Annotated in this window: 14 protein-coding genes and 1 riboswitch; of the genes, 8 read left to right on the forward strand and 6 right to left on the reverse strand. The window is 63.2% G+C overall.

Translation table 11 applies throughout. The features are described 5' to 3' along the window. Nucleotides 1-26 precede the first annotated feature (26 nt). Nucleotides 27-1,448 carry a bifunctional D-glycero-beta-D-manno-heptose-7-phosphate kinase/D-glycero-beta-D-manno-heptose 1-phosphate adenylyltransferase HldE gene (hldE, locus tag U9R80_RS02130; RefSeq protein ID WP_301838330.1) on the forward strand — a complete coding sequence of 474 codons (1,422 nt, stop codon included), beginning with the start codon at nucleotides 27-29 and terminating at the stop codon, nucleotides 1,446-1,448. A 61-nt stretch (nucleotides 1,449-1,509) separates the two neighbouring features. Here the strand turns inward: hldE and U9R80_RS02135 are convergent, their stop codons facing one another. The 4 genes from U9R80_RS02135 to U9R80_RS02150 are packed head-to-tail and all read right to left on the reverse strand — an operon-like array spanning nucleotide 1,510 to nucleotide 4,887. Beyond that, nucleotides 1,510-2,472 (reverse strand): metal ABC transporter ATPase, encoded by a 963-nt coding sequence (locus U9R80_RS02135; protein WP_301838329.1) that lies wholly within the window; start codon nucleotides 2,470-2,472, stop codon nucleotides 1,510-1,512. Nucleotides 2,473-2,519: 47 nt separating this feature from the next. Continuing rightward, entirely contained in the window at nucleotides 2,520-3,329 is an 810-nt protein-coding gene (locus U9R80_RS02140; RefSeq protein WP_301838328.1) for an aldo/keto reductase, read from the reverse strand. Then, complete coding sequence (locus U9R80_RS02145) at nucleotides 3,326-4,501, reverse strand: NAD(P)/FAD-dependent oxidoreductase (protein ID WP_301838327.1); 1,176 nt, start codon at nucleotides 4,499-4,501, stop codon at nucleotides 3,326-3,328. The genes U9R80_RS02140 and U9R80_RS02145 overlap by 4 nt, the downstream gene beginning before the upstream one ends. 53 nt (nucleotides 4,502-4,554) lie before the next feature. Further along, nucleotides 4,555-4,887 carry a DMT family transporter gene (locus U9R80_RS02150; RefSeq protein WP_274117362.1) on the reverse strand — a complete coding sequence of 111 codons (333 nt, stop codon included), beginning with the start codon at nucleotides 4,885-4,887 and terminating at the stop codon, nucleotides 4,555-4,557. Between the two features lie 87 nt (nucleotides 4,888-4,974). Here U9R80_RS02150 and U9R80_RS02155 point away from each other — a divergent pair, with 87 nt between their 5' ends. Together U9R80_RS02155 and waaA are read left to right on the forward strand one after the other, a co-directional pair. Next, nucleotides 4,975-5,865, forward strand: a complete 891-nt coding sequence (locus U9R80_RS02155; RefSeq protein WP_301838324.1) for a LysR family transcriptional regulator — start codon at nucleotides 4,975-4,977, stop codon at nucleotides 5,863-5,865. A 14-nt stretch (nucleotides 5,866-5,879) separates the two neighbouring features. Continuing rightward, complete coding sequence (gene waaA, locus U9R80_RS02160; protein WP_301838323.1) at nucleotides 5,880-7,151, forward strand: lipid IV(A) 3-deoxy-D-manno-octulosonic acid transferase; 1,272 nt, start codon at nucleotides 5,880-5,882, stop codon at nucleotides 7,149-7,151. A gap of 75 nt (nucleotides 7,152-7,226) precedes the next feature. Here the strand turns inward: waaA and U9R80_RS02165 are convergent, their stop codons facing one another. Then, nucleotides 7,227-8,657 carry a TolC family outer membrane protein gene (locus U9R80_RS02165; protein ID WP_301838322.1) on the reverse strand — a complete coding sequence of 477 codons (1,431 nt, stop codon included), beginning with the start codon at nucleotides 8,655-8,657 and terminating at the stop codon, nucleotides 7,227-7,229. Nucleotides 8,658-8,799: 142 nt separating this feature from the next. Then, a riboswitch (TPP riboswitch) is annotated at nucleotides 8,800-8,904 on the forward strand. A gap of 158 nt (nucleotides 8,905-9,062) precedes the next feature. Here U9R80_RS02165 and thiC point away from each other — a divergent pair. Both thiC and cytX read left to right on the forward strand, forming a co-directional pair. Further along, entirely contained in the window at nucleotides 9,063-10,949 is a 1,887-nt protein-coding gene (gene thiC, locus U9R80_RS02170) for a phosphomethylpyrimidine synthase ThiC (protein ID WP_301838321.1), read from the forward strand. A gap of 98 nt (nucleotides 10,950-11,047) precedes the next feature. Further along, nucleotides 11,048-12,340, forward strand: a complete 1,293-nt coding sequence (gene cytX, locus U9R80_RS02175; protein WP_301838320.1) for a putative hydroxymethylpyrimidine transporter CytX — start codon at nucleotides 11,048-11,050, stop codon at nucleotides 12,338-12,340. Here the strand turns inward: cytX and U9R80_RS02180 are convergent. Beyond that, entirely contained in the window at nucleotides 12,309-13,055 is a 747-nt protein-coding gene (locus U9R80_RS02180) for an RsiV family protein (RefSeq protein WP_301838319.1), read from the reverse strand. The genes cytX and U9R80_RS02180 overlap by 32 nt on opposite strands. 186 nt (nucleotides 13,056-13,241) lie before the next feature. Between U9R80_RS02180 and U9R80_RS02185 the strand changes: the two genes are divergently transcribed. From U9R80_RS02185 to cpdA, 3 genes are all read left to right on the forward strand, one after another. After that, a complete protein-coding gene (locus U9R80_RS02185) occupies nucleotides 13,242-13,859 on the forward strand; it encodes an NUDIX domain-containing protein (RefSeq protein WP_301838317.1) in 618 nt (205 codons plus the stop codon). Next, complete coding sequence (locus tag U9R80_RS02190; RefSeq protein ID WP_028945651.1) at nucleotides 13,850-14,302, forward strand: DUF1249 domain-containing protein; 453 nt, start codon at nucleotides 13,850-13,852, stop codon at nucleotides 14,300-14,302. The genes U9R80_RS02185 and U9R80_RS02190 overlap by 10 nt, the downstream gene beginning before the upstream one ends. A gap of 84 nt (nucleotides 14,303-14,386) precedes the next feature. Further along, nucleotides 14,387-15,199, forward strand: a complete 813-nt coding sequence (gene cpdA, locus U9R80_RS02195) for a 3',5'-cyclic-AMP phosphodiesterase (protein ID WP_301838315.1) — start codon at nucleotides 14,387-14,389, stop codon at nucleotides 15,197-15,199. The last annotated feature ends 80 nt before the right edge of the window (nucleotides 15,200-15,279 follow it).

A 15,279-nucleotide genomic window follows, 5' to 3' on the forward strand; every position in this document is an offset into this window, starting at 1 on the left:
GTTAATTTTGTATATATGGGTTGCCCATGAAGTTGTCCATGCCGCGTTTCGATCAAGCCCCGGTACTGGTGGTGGGCGATGTCATGCTCGACCGCTACTGGCATGGCGGTACCTCACGGATCTCGCCTGAAGCCCCGGTGCCGGTGGTCAAGGTCGAGCAGATCGAGGACCGTCCCGGCGGTGCGGCCAACGTCGCCTTGAACATCGCCGCGCTGGGTGCCCCGGCATCGCTGGTTGGGGTTACCGGCCAGGATGAAGCTGCCGACAGCCTGGCCAACAGCCTGCAGGCCGCTGGCGTGTGCTCGATTTTCCAACGCATCGCGCACCAGCCGACCATCGTCAAGCTGCGGGTCATGAGCCGTCACCAGCAATTGCTGCGTATCGACTTTGAAGAACCCTTCGCCACCGATCCGCTGTCGCTGGGTGCCGAAGTCGACACCCTGCTCGAAGGCGTCAAGGTGCTGGTGTTGTCCGACTACGGCAAAGGCGCCCTGAAAAACCATCAGAGTCTGATCCAGGCGGCGCGGGCCAAGGGCATTCCGGTACTGGCCGACCCCAAGGGCAAGGATTTCTCGATCTACCGTGGCGCCAGCCTTATCACCCCGAACCTCAGCGAGTTTGAAACCATCGTCGGTCGTTGCGCCGACGAAGCGGAGCTGGTGGCCAAGGGTGGTCAGCTGATGCGTGAGCTTGAGTTGGGCGCCTTGCTGGTGACCCGCGGTGAGCACGGCATGACCTTGCTGCGTCCGGAGCATCCGGCGCTGCACCTGCCAGCCCGTGCTCGTGAAGTGTTTGATGTCACCGGTGCCGGTGACACGGTGATTTCCACCCTGGCTGCAGCGATCGCTGCCGGGGAAGACCTGCCTCACGCAGTGGGCCTGGCCAATCTGGCCGCCGGCATCGTGGTGGGCAAGCTGGGTACCGCCGCCATCAGCGCGCCAGAGCTGCGTCGTGCCATCCAGCGCGAGGAAGGTTCGGAGCGTGGCGTACTGAGCCTTGATCAGCTGCTGTTGGCCATTGACGATGCCCGTGCCCATAACGAGAAAATCGTCTTTACCAACGGTTGCTTCGACATCCTCCATGCCGGGCATGTGACCTACCTGGAACAGGCGCGCGCCCAGGGTGATCGCCTGATCGTAGCAGTCAACGACGATGCTTCGGTCAGCCGCCTCAAAGGCCCGGGCCGTCCGATCAACAGCGTTGACCGGCGCATGGCGGTACTGGCGGGTCTGGGTGCGGTGGACTGGGTCATCAGCTTCCCTGAAGGCACGCCGGAAAACCTGCTCAGCCAGGTCAAGCCGGATGTGCTGGTCAAGGGTGGGGACTATGGGATCGACCAAGTGGTCGGCGCCGACATCGTCAAGGCCTATGGCGGTACCGTGAAGGTGCTGGGGCTTGTTGAGAACAGCTCGACTACGGCCATCGTCGAGAAGATTCGCAAGCACTGATGTACGCATCGCGGGGCAAGCCCGGTCCTACAAGTAGGAGCGGGCTTGCCCCGCGATTACGTTACTTGCGCAATTCCCCCCGCGCCATCTGCAGCAACTCCCGCGCCTTACCTGTCAGTCGCCGCAATCCGGAATCCGCTTTCGGCGTTGCCAGCCCTTGTTGGCTGACCCAATCCTTCCAGCGAATCCGCTCATCCCTCACCAGCCAGCCTTCCTGCCGGGCAAAGCTTTCGGCCAGGTACAGGCCGCGCGTGCTCGCGGGCACCAGACGGTCCTGCTTCAGGGTGTACAACTCGGGCCGAGGATGGCCGTCCTCCAGTGGCATCAGGTACAAATCGGGGCGAGTGCGGTTGAGCCGCGCCACCAACTGATCGCCTTCCAGCCGTTCATCGACATGAAACAGGCTCAGGGATTTGGCTTCACGCGGCACCTGCAGGCGCAGGTCGTAGATCAGCTGAAGTGAGGCGGTAGGCAGGTGTACATAGGCACGCGGGCGTTCGAGCAATTGCAGGTTGGCGCAGCGTACTGGTCGTGCCGCACCCGACTGTGGCGTAAGGACAAAGGGCAGGGCTTCGCGATAGTGCAGCGCGTCAGCGTAGGGTGCGGGTAGCCAGGTTTCGTTGAAGCGCCCGCCGAGCCAGCCTTCCGGGGTTTCCAGCAAGCATTCCTCGGCAACTTCCTGGATGGCAGTGTGCAGCGGCAGGTTCAGTTCCTGGGCCGGCACGTAGCCTGAAATCAGTTTCAGCACCACATCGCCACGGTCCTGGCGGCGCTGGCGGACCAGCACCCAATAGTCGCGATTCTGCCAATGCAGGGTCAGTCGTACCGACACCCCCAGGTTGGCCAGCTCGACGGCAAAGCGTTGGCTGTCGGCCAGGTGAATCTGCTTGCGCCGTTGCTGGGTCTGGGCAAAGTTCAGCGGCATGCCGATGCTCTGGTAGCACAGCCCCTCGGGGCTGGCTTCGACATGCAGGGGCAGGGTCTTGAAGTTGCTCGGGTTCTTGCGGATCAGCGTTCGCGGCATGTCGGCTCCTACTTGCGTTGGGGTCGGCCGCGACGGCGGCGCAGGCGTCAGCGATTCAGTATGGCGGCAACGGTGGCCACGTTGTGGGCCAGGTGTACAGGGTTGATGGTACCGACGATAGCACTGCTCACCCCGGGGTGATTGAACAGCAGCTCGAAGCTCGCGCGTACCGGGTCTACCCCAGGGCTCAGGCAGACATGACCACTGGCCAGGGCTTTTTTCACCAGAATCGCTTTGCCATGTGCGGCGGCATAGTCGAGTACCGGGCGTTCTGCCTGCTCGTTCAGATTGTAGGTGACCATGGCGCAATCGCCGCGCTCCAGCGCTTTCAATCCACCCGCTGCCGTTTTGCCTGAGAGGCCGAAGCCGCCGATCTTGCCCTCCTGCTTCAGGGCCTCAAGGGTCTGGTAGACCTCTTCGTGTTCGAGGATGTGCAGGTCGTTGCCATCGGAATGCACCAGCACCAGATCAATATGGTCGGTCTCCAGGCGCTGGAGGCTGCGTTCGATGGAAAAGCGCGTGTGAGCGGCGCTGAAGTCGAAACGAGACTGGCCGTCGTCGAACTCTTCGCCCACCTTGCTGACAATCACCCATTGCTCACGTTGGCCACGCAGCAATGGACCCAGGCGCTCTTCGCTCCGGCCGTACGCCGGTGCGGTGTCGATCAGGTTGATGCCCAGCTCGCGCGCTTGCTGGAGCAGCAGGCGAGCCTGGTCATCGTCGGGGATCGTAAAGCCGTTGGGGTACTTGACCCCTTGGTCACGGCCCAGCTTGACCGTACCCAGGCCCAGCGGCGAAACCCGCAGGCCGGTGCTGCCCAAGGGGCGGTGCAGACCGTGAAGGGTTGGCAGGCTCATGGCAGCAGTTGCTCCCAGACCGGCACCGCCATCGGTGGTTTCGGCAGGTCAGGCAAGGCTGCGCTGGCGGTAGGCTTGATGCCGTCACGCTCAAGGTTGGCCAGCACCCGGTCGGCGAAGTCTGGCGCGAGGGCCAGCTTGGTCGGCCAGCCCACCAGCAAGCGATCCTGCTCGGCGAGGAAGGCGTTGTCGGGGCGCACCAGGCCAGACTGTGCAGGTTCGGCGCGGTCGATGCGCACGGTTGCCCAGCGCACCTGGCTCAGGTCGATCCAGGGCAGCAGGCTGGCGACTTCTTTTTTCGCCGCTGCAATCTGTGCGTCCGGTTCGCGGGCCACACCGTCGGCTTCGGCCAGGTCGCCCCCCAGGTACCAGACCCACTGACCATCGGCAGCCGGATGGCTGGTAACGGTAATGCGCGGCTTGGGGCCGCCACCCAGGCAGTGGGCATACAGCGGCTTGAGGCTGGAACCCTTGGCCATGACCATGTGCAGCGGTCGACGCTGCATGGCCGGTTGCTTCAGGCCCAGTGTTTCCAGCAGGCCGGCATTGCCGGCGCCGGCGCTGAGCACGACACGCTGGGCACGGATTTCGCGACCATCGACGCGCAAGCCGACCAGCTCGCCGCCGTTTTGCAGCGGTTCGATCTGCTCGCCGGCCAGCAAGCTGTCGCCGGCCAGTTCCGCCAGGCGGGTCAGCAGGCTGGGCACATCAATGACCAGTTCAGCCAGGCGGTAGACCTTGCCCTTGAAGGCACGGTCCTGCAGGGCAGGCGGCAGTTGCTCGCCCTTGACCTGATCGACCCGGCCACGCACCGCCTTGCTGGCGAAAAAGCTGGTGAGGTTGCCGGCCAGGGTGCCGGGCGACCACAGGTAATGGGCTTCGGACAGCAGGCGCACACCGGACAGGTCCAGTTCGCCATTGCCAGCCAGGGCCTCGCGCCAGCGTCGCGGCATGTCGGCGATCGCTTCGGAGGCGCCGGTCAGGGCGCCATGCAGGGCGTACTTGGCGCCGCCGTGAATGATGCCTTGGGATTTGAGGGTCTGCTCGCCACCGAGGCTGGCGCGTTCCACCACTACCGTCGAGTAACCCAGGCGACGCAGGCGAGCATTGAGCCAGAGGCCTGCGACCCCTGCGCCGACGATCAGGACGTCGGTGGAAATAACGGATGGCATGCATGTACCTCACAAGCTTGGACAGACGCCCAGTATACAGCCTGTGAAGCGGATCAATGCCCGGCGGTTTTCGAGAACAGCTGGATCACCACCACGCCACCGACAATCATGGCCATGCCGAGCATCGCCGGGAGGTCCAGCTTTTGCCCGTAGATCACCAATGCCGCAATGCTGATCAGCACGATGCCCAACCCCGACCAGATGGCGTAGGCAATACCCACCGGAATGCTGCGCACCACCAGGGTCAGCATCCAGAACGCCACGGCATAGCCGCAGACCATCAGCAGCAAGGGCAGGGGTGTGCTCAGGCCCTTCACGGCCTTCATCGAGGCGGTGGCGATGACTTCGGCGCAAATGGCAATGGCCAGGTAGGTATAGGCATTCATGGGGGCTGTCCTCTGTTCTGGCTGGGCATTCTAGAGCAAGCCTGGATGGGGTAAAGTCATTACCTATCTTTTATGGAGATAGGTTGCATGGCCGAGCAATGGAATCTGGAGCAACTGCGTCTGTTCGTGAGGGTGGCCGAGCTGCGGTCGTTCTCTGCGGTCGCCCGCACCCAGCGCAAGGCCCAGTCAGCCGTGAGCAATGCCATCGCGCTGCTTGAGGCGGACCTGGGCGTCACCTTGTTCGAGCGCAGCAGTGGCCGCCAGCCGCGGCTGACCGAGGCCGGCGCCGCCTTGCTGGAGGATGCCCGGGAGTTGTTGCGCCAATGCGAGCGGCTCGATGGCCGGGCGCTGGCGCTGATGCGGGGGCAGGAGGCGCAGTTGCGGGTGGCCCAGGACGAGGCCATGCCGTATCAGCCGGTGATCGACAGCCTTGATCAACTGGCCCAGCAATTTCCCTCGCTGGAAGTGCAACTTGCCAGCGGCGCGCAGGGCGATGTGGCGCGCAAGCTGGTAGAACGCCGCGCAGACCTGGGGTTGCTGTTCCACCATGAACAGATGCCGCCAGCGCTGGAACGCCGGACCCTTGGGCAGGTAGAGATGGTCACGGTCTGCGCCGTCAACCATCCCCTGGCCGGGTTATTGCGGGTCAACCGCCAGCAACTGGCCCGGCACCGGCAACTGCTGATTACGCCCCAGGCAAGCGGTTATCCGGGAGGCGAACCCATCAGCCCGCAGATCTGGCGCGCAGACAGCTTCTACGCGATTGCTGAGTTGCTGATGCGCGGCCTGGGCTGGGCCTGGTTGCCCCGGCATGTGGTGCAGTATCCGACCTACCATGCGCATATGGTCGAGCTGAGCAGCGAGTGGACGCCACCGCCGCTGGTGGTCGAGCTGGTGTGGCGACGCGATGAACCCCTCGGGCCTGCTGCGCAGTGGTTGGCCGAGCGCTTCGCAGTGCACTTGCGCGCCATTGGCTAGTACACTTTGGCACCATGAACAGAACCCTTTATTCCCTGCTGTTTCACCTGGGCCTGCCGCTGGTTGCGCTGCGCCTGTTCCTGCGCTCACGCAAGGCGCCGGCTTATGCTCAACGCATCGGCGAACGCTTTGCCCTGAACCTGCCGGCCATGGCCAAGGGCGGGATTTGGGTGCATGCCGTGTCGGTGGGCGAGAGCATTGCCGCCGCGCCGATGATCCGCGCGCTGCTCAAGGCTTATCCACAGCTGCCGATCACCATCACCTGCATGACCCCGACCGGCTCTGAGCGCGTGCAAGCGATGTTCGCCGACGAGCCACGGATCCAGCATTGTTACCTGCCCTATGACCTGCCTTGGGCCGCCGGGCGCTTCCTTGATCATATCCAGCCCCGGCTGGCGGTGATCATGGAGACCGAGCTTTGGCCCAACCACATCCACCAATGCGCCAGGCGCGGTATCCCGGTAGCCCTGGCCAATGCGCGATTGTCCGAGCGTTCGGCCCGTGGCTATGCCCGCTTTGCCGGGCTGACCCGGCCGATGCTGGCCGAGATGAATTTCATTGCCGTGCAGACCGAGGCCGAAGCCGAGCGCTTCCGCCAACTGGGGGCACGGGCGCAATGCGTGCAAGTGACCGGCTCGATCAAGTTCGATCTGCGCATCGACGAGCAACTGCTGCCCCGCGCGCGTGACCTGCGGGCACAGTGGCAGGCCAGCCAGCGCCCGGTGTGGATCGCCGCCAGCACCCATGAAGGCGAAGACGAAGTGATTCTCGCCGCCCATCGCCAGTTGCTCGCGCAGCATGCCGACGCCTTGCTGATCCTGGTGCCGCGGCACCCGGAGCGGTTCAACACGGTGTTCGAGTTGTGCTGTGCGCAGTTCCCGACGATCCGCCGCTCCAGCGCCGAGCCGGTGAATGCAGAAACCGCCGTGTTGCTGGGCGACACCATGGGGGAGCTGCTGTTCCTCTATGCGCTGGCCGATATCGCCTTCGTAGGCGGTAGCCTGGTGCCCAATGGCGGGCATAACTTGCTGGAGCCGGCGGCCTTGTCATTGCCTGTGCTCAGTGGGCCGCACCTGTTCAACTTCCTGGAAATCGCGGCGATGTTGCGCGAGGCAGGGGCGTTGCAGGAGGTGGAGGATGCCCAGGGGCTGGCGGCGCAGGTTCAGCGCCTGATCGAGTTGCCGCAGGATGCGCAGCGCATGGGCGAGGCGGGGCGGGCGGTGATGAAAGCCAACCAGGGCGCGTTGCAGCGCTTGCTGGAAGGTTTGGGGCGGTTGATTCAATAACGCGGTGCGTTCTATCGCTGGCAATGCCGGCCCCCGCACTTTCGCGTGTGGGAGCCGGCATTGCCGGCGATGGGTTCAAGGCCTGGCGTCGAAATTCGCCTTGGCCGCAGCCGCCAGATCAGGCGGCAGGAAGTCCTTGTCCGGGTTGTAGTCCGGTTTCAAGTACCGGGCCAAGTCCGTCAGATCCTGCGGGCTCAAGGTGCCCGCCGCCTGCTTCAGGCGCAGGTTGTCGAGAATGTAGTCGTAGCGGGTGTTGTTGTAGTCGCGCACCGAGGTGTACAGCTGGCGCTGGGCATCGAGCACGTCGACGATGTTGCGGGTACCGACCTGGTAGCCGATTTCCGTGGCTTCCAGCGCGCTCTGGTTGGAGATGATCGACTGCTTGCGCGCCTGTACCTGTTCTACGTCGGTGTTCACCGCGCGGTGCAGGTTACGGGTGTTTTCCACCACCTGGCGGCGCAGGCTTTCGCGCTGCTGTTCGGTCTGGTTCAAGCGCTGGTACGCCTCACGCACCTGGGAGCTGATCAGGCCGCCGCTGTAGATCGGGATGTTCAGCTGCAGGCCGACGCTGGTCTGCTCGACATCGCCACTGATGGTCCCGCCGAGGTTGGGGTTGCTGAAGCCCAGGTTGTCATTGTCGCCTTTCTGGTATTGCGCTATCGCATCCACGGTCGGTGCATGCCCGGCCTTGCGCTGGCGCAGGGTTTCTTCGGCAGCATCGACGGCATGGTTGGTCGCCAGCAAGTTGAGGTTCTGTTTGCCGGCGGTTTCTACCCAGGCCTTGGCGTCGTTGGGGACCGGTACCTGCACCGGCAGGGTGTGGACGATGCCCTGTACCGAGTTGTAGTAGCGGTTGGTGAGGGTGATCAACGCTTCAAAGGCGTCGTCGACCTGGCGCTGGGCGACGATGCGGTTGGCCCGTGCCGTGTCGTAGCTGGCCTGGGACTGGAGCACGTCGGTCTTGTCGGAAAGGCCTACGTCGAAACGTTCATTGGACTGGTCAAGCTGGCGCTTGAAGGCCGCTTCTTCGGCCTTGGTCGAGGCCAGGGTGTCCTGGGCGCGCAGCACGGCGAAGTAGTTTTCCGCAGTTTGCAGGATCAGGTTCTGCTCGGTGGCCGACAGCTCCAGGGCCGCCTGTTCGTTGACCGCTTCGGCGGCTTGCAACTGGAACCAGCGATCGGCACGAAAGACCGGCTGGGCCAGGGTTGCCTGCCAGGAATTGCCGCTGCGGTTGGAGGTAATCGAAGGGCTGTCGAGCTTGGTACGGGTGTTCAGCATATCGGCACCGGCCGACAGGTTCGGCAGCAGGCCGGCGCGGGCCTGGGGTACCACTTCCTTGTGTGCGCCATAGTCGGCGCGGGCTGCGGCGAGGTCGGCGTTGTTGTTCACAGCTTCCTGGTAGACGCTGACCAGGTCGGTCTTTGCCGACAAGGGCACATCTGCTGCCCAGGCCATTCCGTTGGTAGCACAAGACACGGCAAGGGCCAGTGAAAGTTTGCGCAGCATAGGGCGATCCTTGAACAATTGAGTGTTTCTGAACCGGTGAGTGTAGATGCGCGGACACTTTGCAACAATCTGCCATTTGCGCCATTTATCGTGGCCGTGCTTGTACTGTTGGCTTTGCAGGTGAGTCCAGTCTAGACTGGGCGCGTTCTTGTCGGGGTGCCTTGCGTTGAGGCTGAGATCGGATAATCCGGATCCCGTTGAACCTGATCAGGTTAGCGCCTGCGTAGGGAACAAGATTTCTCGCTTTCCCGGCGAGTCTCTTGTGCCAGGTCCGGGAATGTCGAGTCAGCCGTTGCAGCTGCAGGCATCACCGCGCATTTGGCACAGCACCGTCCTTGGTGCGTCCGTGCCTTTCAGGTTCTCCCCCGACATTCCACTGCTAGGAAGCCGTCTGGAGAGCCTGTGATGAGTAAACAAGAAAAATACGCCAATCTGAGTGAGTCGGCCCAGGTCGATCAACAGTCCGTACAGCCGTTCACCCGCTCGCGCAAAATCTATGTCGAAGGCTCGCGCCCGGACATCCGTGTACCCATGCGCGAAATCAGCCTGGATGACACCCCCACCGACTTCGGCGGCGAGCCTAATGCCCCGGTGCTGGTCTACGACACCTCCGGTCCCTACACCGATCCCGACGTCATCATCGATGTGCGCAAAGGCCTGGGCGACGTGCGCTCGGCCTGGATCGACGCCCGTGGTGACACCGAGCGCCTGGAAGGCCTGTCGTCGGACTTCGGCCAGCAGCGCCTGGCCGATGCCGAGCTGACCAAACTGCGCTTCGCCCATGTACGCAACCCGCGCCGCGCCAAGGCCGGCGCCAACGTCAGCCAGATGCACTACGCGCGCCAAGGCATCATCACCGCGGAGATGGAATACGTTGCCATCCGCGAGAACATGAAGCTGCAAGAGGCCCGCGCCGCTGGCCTGTTGAGCCAGCAGCACGCCGGGCACAGTTTCGGTGCCAGCATCCCGAAAGAAATCACCGCCGAATTCGTCCGTGAGGAAATCGCCCGCGGTCGCGCGATCATTCCGGCCAACATCAACCACGTGGAGTTGGAGCCGATGATCATCGGCCGCAACTTCCTGGTGAAGATCAACGGCAACATCGGCAACAGCGCCCTGGGCTCGTCCATCGAAGAAGAGGTGGCCAAGCTCACCTGGGGCATTCGCTGGGGCTCGGACACGGTGATGGACCTGTCCACCGGCAAGCACATCCATGAAACCCGCGAGTGGATCATCCGCAACTCGCCAGTGCCGATCGGCACCGTGCCCATCTACCAGGCGCTGGAAAAGGTCAACGGCGTGGCCGAAGACCTGACCTGGGAGCTGTTCCGCGACACCCTGATCGAGCAGGCCGAGCAGGGCGTGGACTACTTCACCATCCACGCCGGCGTGCTGCTGCGGTATGTACCGCTGACCGCCAAGCGTGTCACCGGTATCGTCAGCCGTGGTGGTTCGATCATGGCCAAGTGGTGCCTGGCGCATCACAAAGAGAACTTCCTCTATACCCACTTCGACGAAATCTGCGAAATCATGAAGGCCTACGACGTCAGCTTCTCGCTGGGCGATGGCCTGCGTCCGGGCTCGATTGCCGACGCCAACGATGCCGCGCAATTCGGTGAGCTGGAGACCCTCGGCGAGCTGACCAAGATCGCCTGGAAGCACGATGTGCAGTGCATGATCGAAGGCCCGGGCCATGTGCCGATGCAACTGATCAAGGAGAACATGGACAAGCAGCTGGAGTGCTGCGACGAAGCGCCGTTCTACACCCTTGGCCCGCTGACCACCGACATCGCCCCGGGCTACGACCACATCACCTCCGGTATCGGTGCGGCGATGATCGGCTGGTTCGGTTGCGCCATGCTTTGCTACGTGACGCCCAAGGAGCACCTGGGCCTGCCGAACAAGGATGACGTCAAGACCGGCATCATCACCTACAAGATCGCGGCCCATGCCGCCGACCTTGCCAAGGGCCATCCGGGCGCGCAGATCCGCGACAACGCCTTGTCCAAGGCGCGCTTCGAGTTCCGTTGGGAAGACCAGTTCAACCTGGGCCTTGATCCGGACACCGCGCGTTCGTTCCATGACGAGACACTGCCCAAGGATTCGGCCAAGGTCGCCCACTTCTGCTCGATGTGCGGGCCGAAGTTCTGTTCGATGAAAATCACCCAGGAAGTACGTGAGTACGCCGCCAATCAGCGCATTGAAGCGGTGGATGTAGCGGTCGAGGACGGCATGCGCGAGCAGGCCGAGCGGTTCCGCCAGGAAGGCAGCCAGTTGTACAAGAAGGTTTGACGCTGCATCGCGAGGCAAGCCCGCTCCTCCTGAAGGAGCGGGCTTGCCCCGCGAAAGACCCCAAGAATAAAAAAACTCTCCCTGTCGAGATCCCCTTTGTGAGCACACCCAGCCAATTTTCCCCCGACCACCCGGTCACCACCCAGCAGCGCGTCCTCAGCGGCCGCGATCTCTGCTCCCTCTGGTTTTCCCTCGGCATCGGCCTGATGGTCCTGCAGACCGGCGCCTTGCTCGGCCCCGGCCTTGGCCTGGCCAACGCGGTGCTGGCCATCATCCTCGGTACGTCCGTGGGTGTCCTGCTGCTGGCGGCCGTCGGCGTCATCGGCAGCGACACGGGGCTCTCGTCCATGGCCGCGTTGCGTCGCAGCCTGGGCCGCGATGGCGCGCGCCTGCCCGCGCTGCTCAACCTGCTGCAACTGATCGGTTGGGGCTCATTCGAAATCATTGTCATGCGCGATGCCGCGAGCCTCCTGGGCGCACGCGCCTTCGGCGAAGGCAGCGCGCTGACCAATCCATTGCTCTGGACCCTGTGCTTCGGTGCCCTGGCGACCTTGCTGGCGGTCAGCGGGCCGTTGACCTTCGTGCGCAAGATCCTGCGCAAGTGGGGCATCTGGCTGTTGCTCGGGGCCTGCCTGTGGCTGACCTGGAACCTGTTTGCCAAGGCCGATCTTGCCGCCCTGTGGGCGCGTGCCGGCGATGGCTCGATGTCACTGGCTGTGGGCATCGATATCGCCATCGCCATGCCGCTTTCGTGGCTGCCGCTGATTGCCGACTATTCACGCTTCAGTCGCCATGCCAGCCGCGTGTTCATCGGCACGGCACTGGGCTACTTCGTGGGCAACGTATGGATGATGAGCCTGGGTGTGGCCTATACCCTGGCCTTTGCTCCTGCAGGGGAGGTCAATACCTTGCTCCTGGCACTGGCCGGCGCCGGCCTGGGTATTCCGCTGCTGCTGATCCTGCTCGACGAGTCGGAAAAGGCCTTTGCCGATATCCATTCGGCAGCGGTTTCCACCGGCCTGCTGGTTCGCCTGAAAGTCGAGCACCTGGCCCTGGCCATCGGCGTGCTGTGCACCCTGATTGCCTGCTATGCGCCCATGGCGCAGTACCAGAACTTCCTGCTACTGATCGGCTCGGTGTTTGCCCCGCTGTTCGGCGTGGTGCTGGTCGATCACTTCATCGTGCGTCGCCGCCGCAGCGATGCCAGCCCGATCCATAGCCTGCACTGGCGTGCGCTGGTCGCCTGGGGCAGCGGGATCGCCACCTATCATTTGCTGGCGCACTACGCCGCGGATGTCGGCTCGACCCTGCCCGCCTTGCTGCTGGCAGGGTGCGTGTACTGGATGGCGGCGCCGTCCGTCAGCCGCGACCCGGAAACAACGCCGGCTTGATGATGCCGTTCAGGCGCGGGTAGGGGATCTTGAGTTCGATGTGGCCCATGGAATACGGGGCGATGGCATACACTTCGTACTTGAGCACCACCGCGCCATAAGTCAGGGCGATGTGCGGGGTCTGGCGGAAGGGCCAGGTCTTGACGAACTCGGCGTCCTTGTCCATGCCCGTGCTGATCAGCCAGCCCTTGTGGGCTTCCTCGGCGGTCTTCCAGAAGGTCGCTTCCTGGCCTGGCACCAGCATGTCCTGCAGGGTCAGGACCTTGTCCTGCTGGCGCGAGTAGTTGATGAAGCCGCGCCCGGGCATGCCGTGGGCACCGCCGGTGTCCAGGTAGCTGGACAGCTCGATGATCACCAGTCCGTCATGCTGCTCGCGTACCTTGGCTTGCAGGTAGCTGCTGTGGCGGCTTTCGGCGCTGGCCATGAATTTGTCTTCATAGGCCTTGAGCGAAGTCGGCAGGGCATCGCGCTCGTTGTCCTGGGTCATCTGCAGCAGGCTTTTCTCGACGATCGCGTCCAGCTTCGGATTGGCCGGGAAGTGGATGGTGTCGATATTGACCAGGGGGCAATCTGCCGTATTGCAACCGGGCTTGATGTGCTCCCAGCGGTCGCGCTTGACCTCCAGTGGCGTGCGCATATTGGGCTGGAACAAGCTTTGACAGGCGCCCAGGGCCAGGGCCAGCACGGCCACGGTAGTCAGTTTCACAAGCGTCATGATGATCCTTGTAAGGCAAAGGTAATCGGGCTTGGACCGTCGGCATGGCCTTCAGTTCGCCACTAAGCTCAATACATCAGCAGGCCGTCTATCCTCGCAGCCAGGGCGCTATCTTTAAAGGGGTGAAACGCGACGGTGCGCAGGTTAGGATGGCGCGATGCGGTACACGAGGTTATGAGGATTCCCATGTCAGACACGCTGAACACTGTGCCCAAGGACGTTGAAATCGTCGAGCGGCTGAACTGCTTCAAGGGCTTCTACCAGCTCGATCGGGTGCGCCTGCGCCATGAACTGTTCGCCGGGGGCATGGGCCAGGAGATCAGCCGCGAATTGTTCGTGCGCCATGATGCGGTGTGTGTGCTGCCCTACGATGCCCTGCGCGATGAAGTCGTGCTGATCGAGCAGTTTCGCGTCGGCGCCATGGGCAAGGTTGCCAATCCGTGGATGATCGAACTGGTCGCCGGTCTGATCGATAAAGACGAAGTGCCGGAAGAAGTTGCACACCGCGAGGCGCAGGAGGAAGCTGGGCTGAAGCTTCAGACACTGTGGCCGATGACGCGATATTTCCCGTCCCCCGGCGGCAGTGACGAGTACGTGCACTTGTATCTTGGACGTTGCGACAGCGCTGGGGCGGGCGGTCTGCACGGCCTGGAAGAAGAGGGCGAAGATATTCGCGTGAAGGTCTGGGCGTTCGAGGATGCGCTGCAGGCCGTACGCGATGGGCTGATCGCCAATGCGGCAACCATCATTGCCTTGCAGTGGCTGGCCTTGAACCGAGATGAAGTCAGGGGGCTATGGTCGTGAATCTGTTGCGCGAGCGCTACCGGGTCGATCTGGTCGGGTTGCAAGCGGCCTGCGAGGCCAACTACGCGCGCTTGATGCGTTTGTTGCCGGATATGCGCAGCGCCCAAAGCTCGCGTCGCATCGGCATGACCCAGGGCGACCAGATGCTGGGTGTGCTGGTCCTGGATGTGGTGCTCGCCTGCCCGTACACCACCACCCTGCGGGTGCGCCAGGAGCACAGCCTGCCCTGGTTGCCGGTGCCGCAACTGGAGGTGCAGGTGTACCACGATGCGCGCATGGCCGAAGTGGTCAGCGCCGAGCATGCCCGGCGTTTTCGCAGCATCTACCCCTACCCGAATGCGGCGATGCACCAGCCCGACGAAAAAGCCCAGCTCAATCTGTTCCTTGGCGAGTGGTTGAGCCACTGCCTGGCGTGCGGTCATGAGTTGGCTGTCGTTCGCTGAAATGTGACACGGGTTGTTGTCGAGTATTTGCTCAAGCCCGGCCAGCCGCCATAATCGCGCTGAATCCGCCCAAGGAGTCGGCCCTTGCCGCAACAATCCATCCCTCACGACCACTCGCCGGTGTGCCTGGTGCAACTGACCGACAGCCACCTGTTCGGTGATGCGAACCGTACATTGCTGGGCATGAACACCTGCGAAAGCCTGCAACGGGTCATCGCGTGCGTGCGTGACGAGCAGCCGCGTATCGACTTGCTGCTGGCTACGGGCGACCTGTCACAGGATGGCACGCAAGCGTCCTATGCCCGTTTTCGCGACCTGACGGCGAGTCTCAAGGCGCCGGCCCGCTGGCTCGCCGGCAATCACGACGAACCGCTGCCGATGGAGCAGGCTGCGCAAGGCTCACAGGTGCTGGAGCCCGTGGTGGATATCGGCAACTGGCGCATCCTGATGCTCAACTCGGCCGTGCCAGGCTCCGTGCCCGGGGTGCTGGATGAGAGCCAGCTGATGTTGCTCGATCAGGCCTTGGGCGAGGCGCCCGGGCGCCATCACCTGATCTGTTTCCACCACCAGCCTGTACCGATCGACTGTGCCTGGATGGCGCCGATTGGCTTGCGCAATGCAGACGCTTTGTTTGCAGTGCTGGATCGTTATCCACAGGTGCGTGCCTTGCTGTGGGGGCATATCCACCAGGAGTGGGACCAGATGCGCAACGGAGTGCGGCTGTTGGCCTCTCCCTCCACCTGCATCCAGTTCGAGCCTGGGAGCGAGGACTTCAAGGTCGGCGAACAAGCGCCGGGCTATCGCTGGCTTCGCTTGCACCCAGACGGCGCTATCGACACCGGTGTGTCGCGGGTGACCGGCTTCGAGTTCACCATCGACTACGAAGACGGCTATTAAGTGTTGCCGAATGGCTGAAACCGCTCAATCCACTGTCGAACAGGCTAAAATGCGCGTTTTTCAGCCTGGTACGCCAGGCC

The sequence above is a fragment of the Pseudomonas sp. JQ170C genome (assembly GCF_035581345.1).
GTDB lineage: Bacteria > Pseudomonadota > Gammaproteobacteria > Pseudomonadales > Pseudomonadaceae > Aquipseudomonas.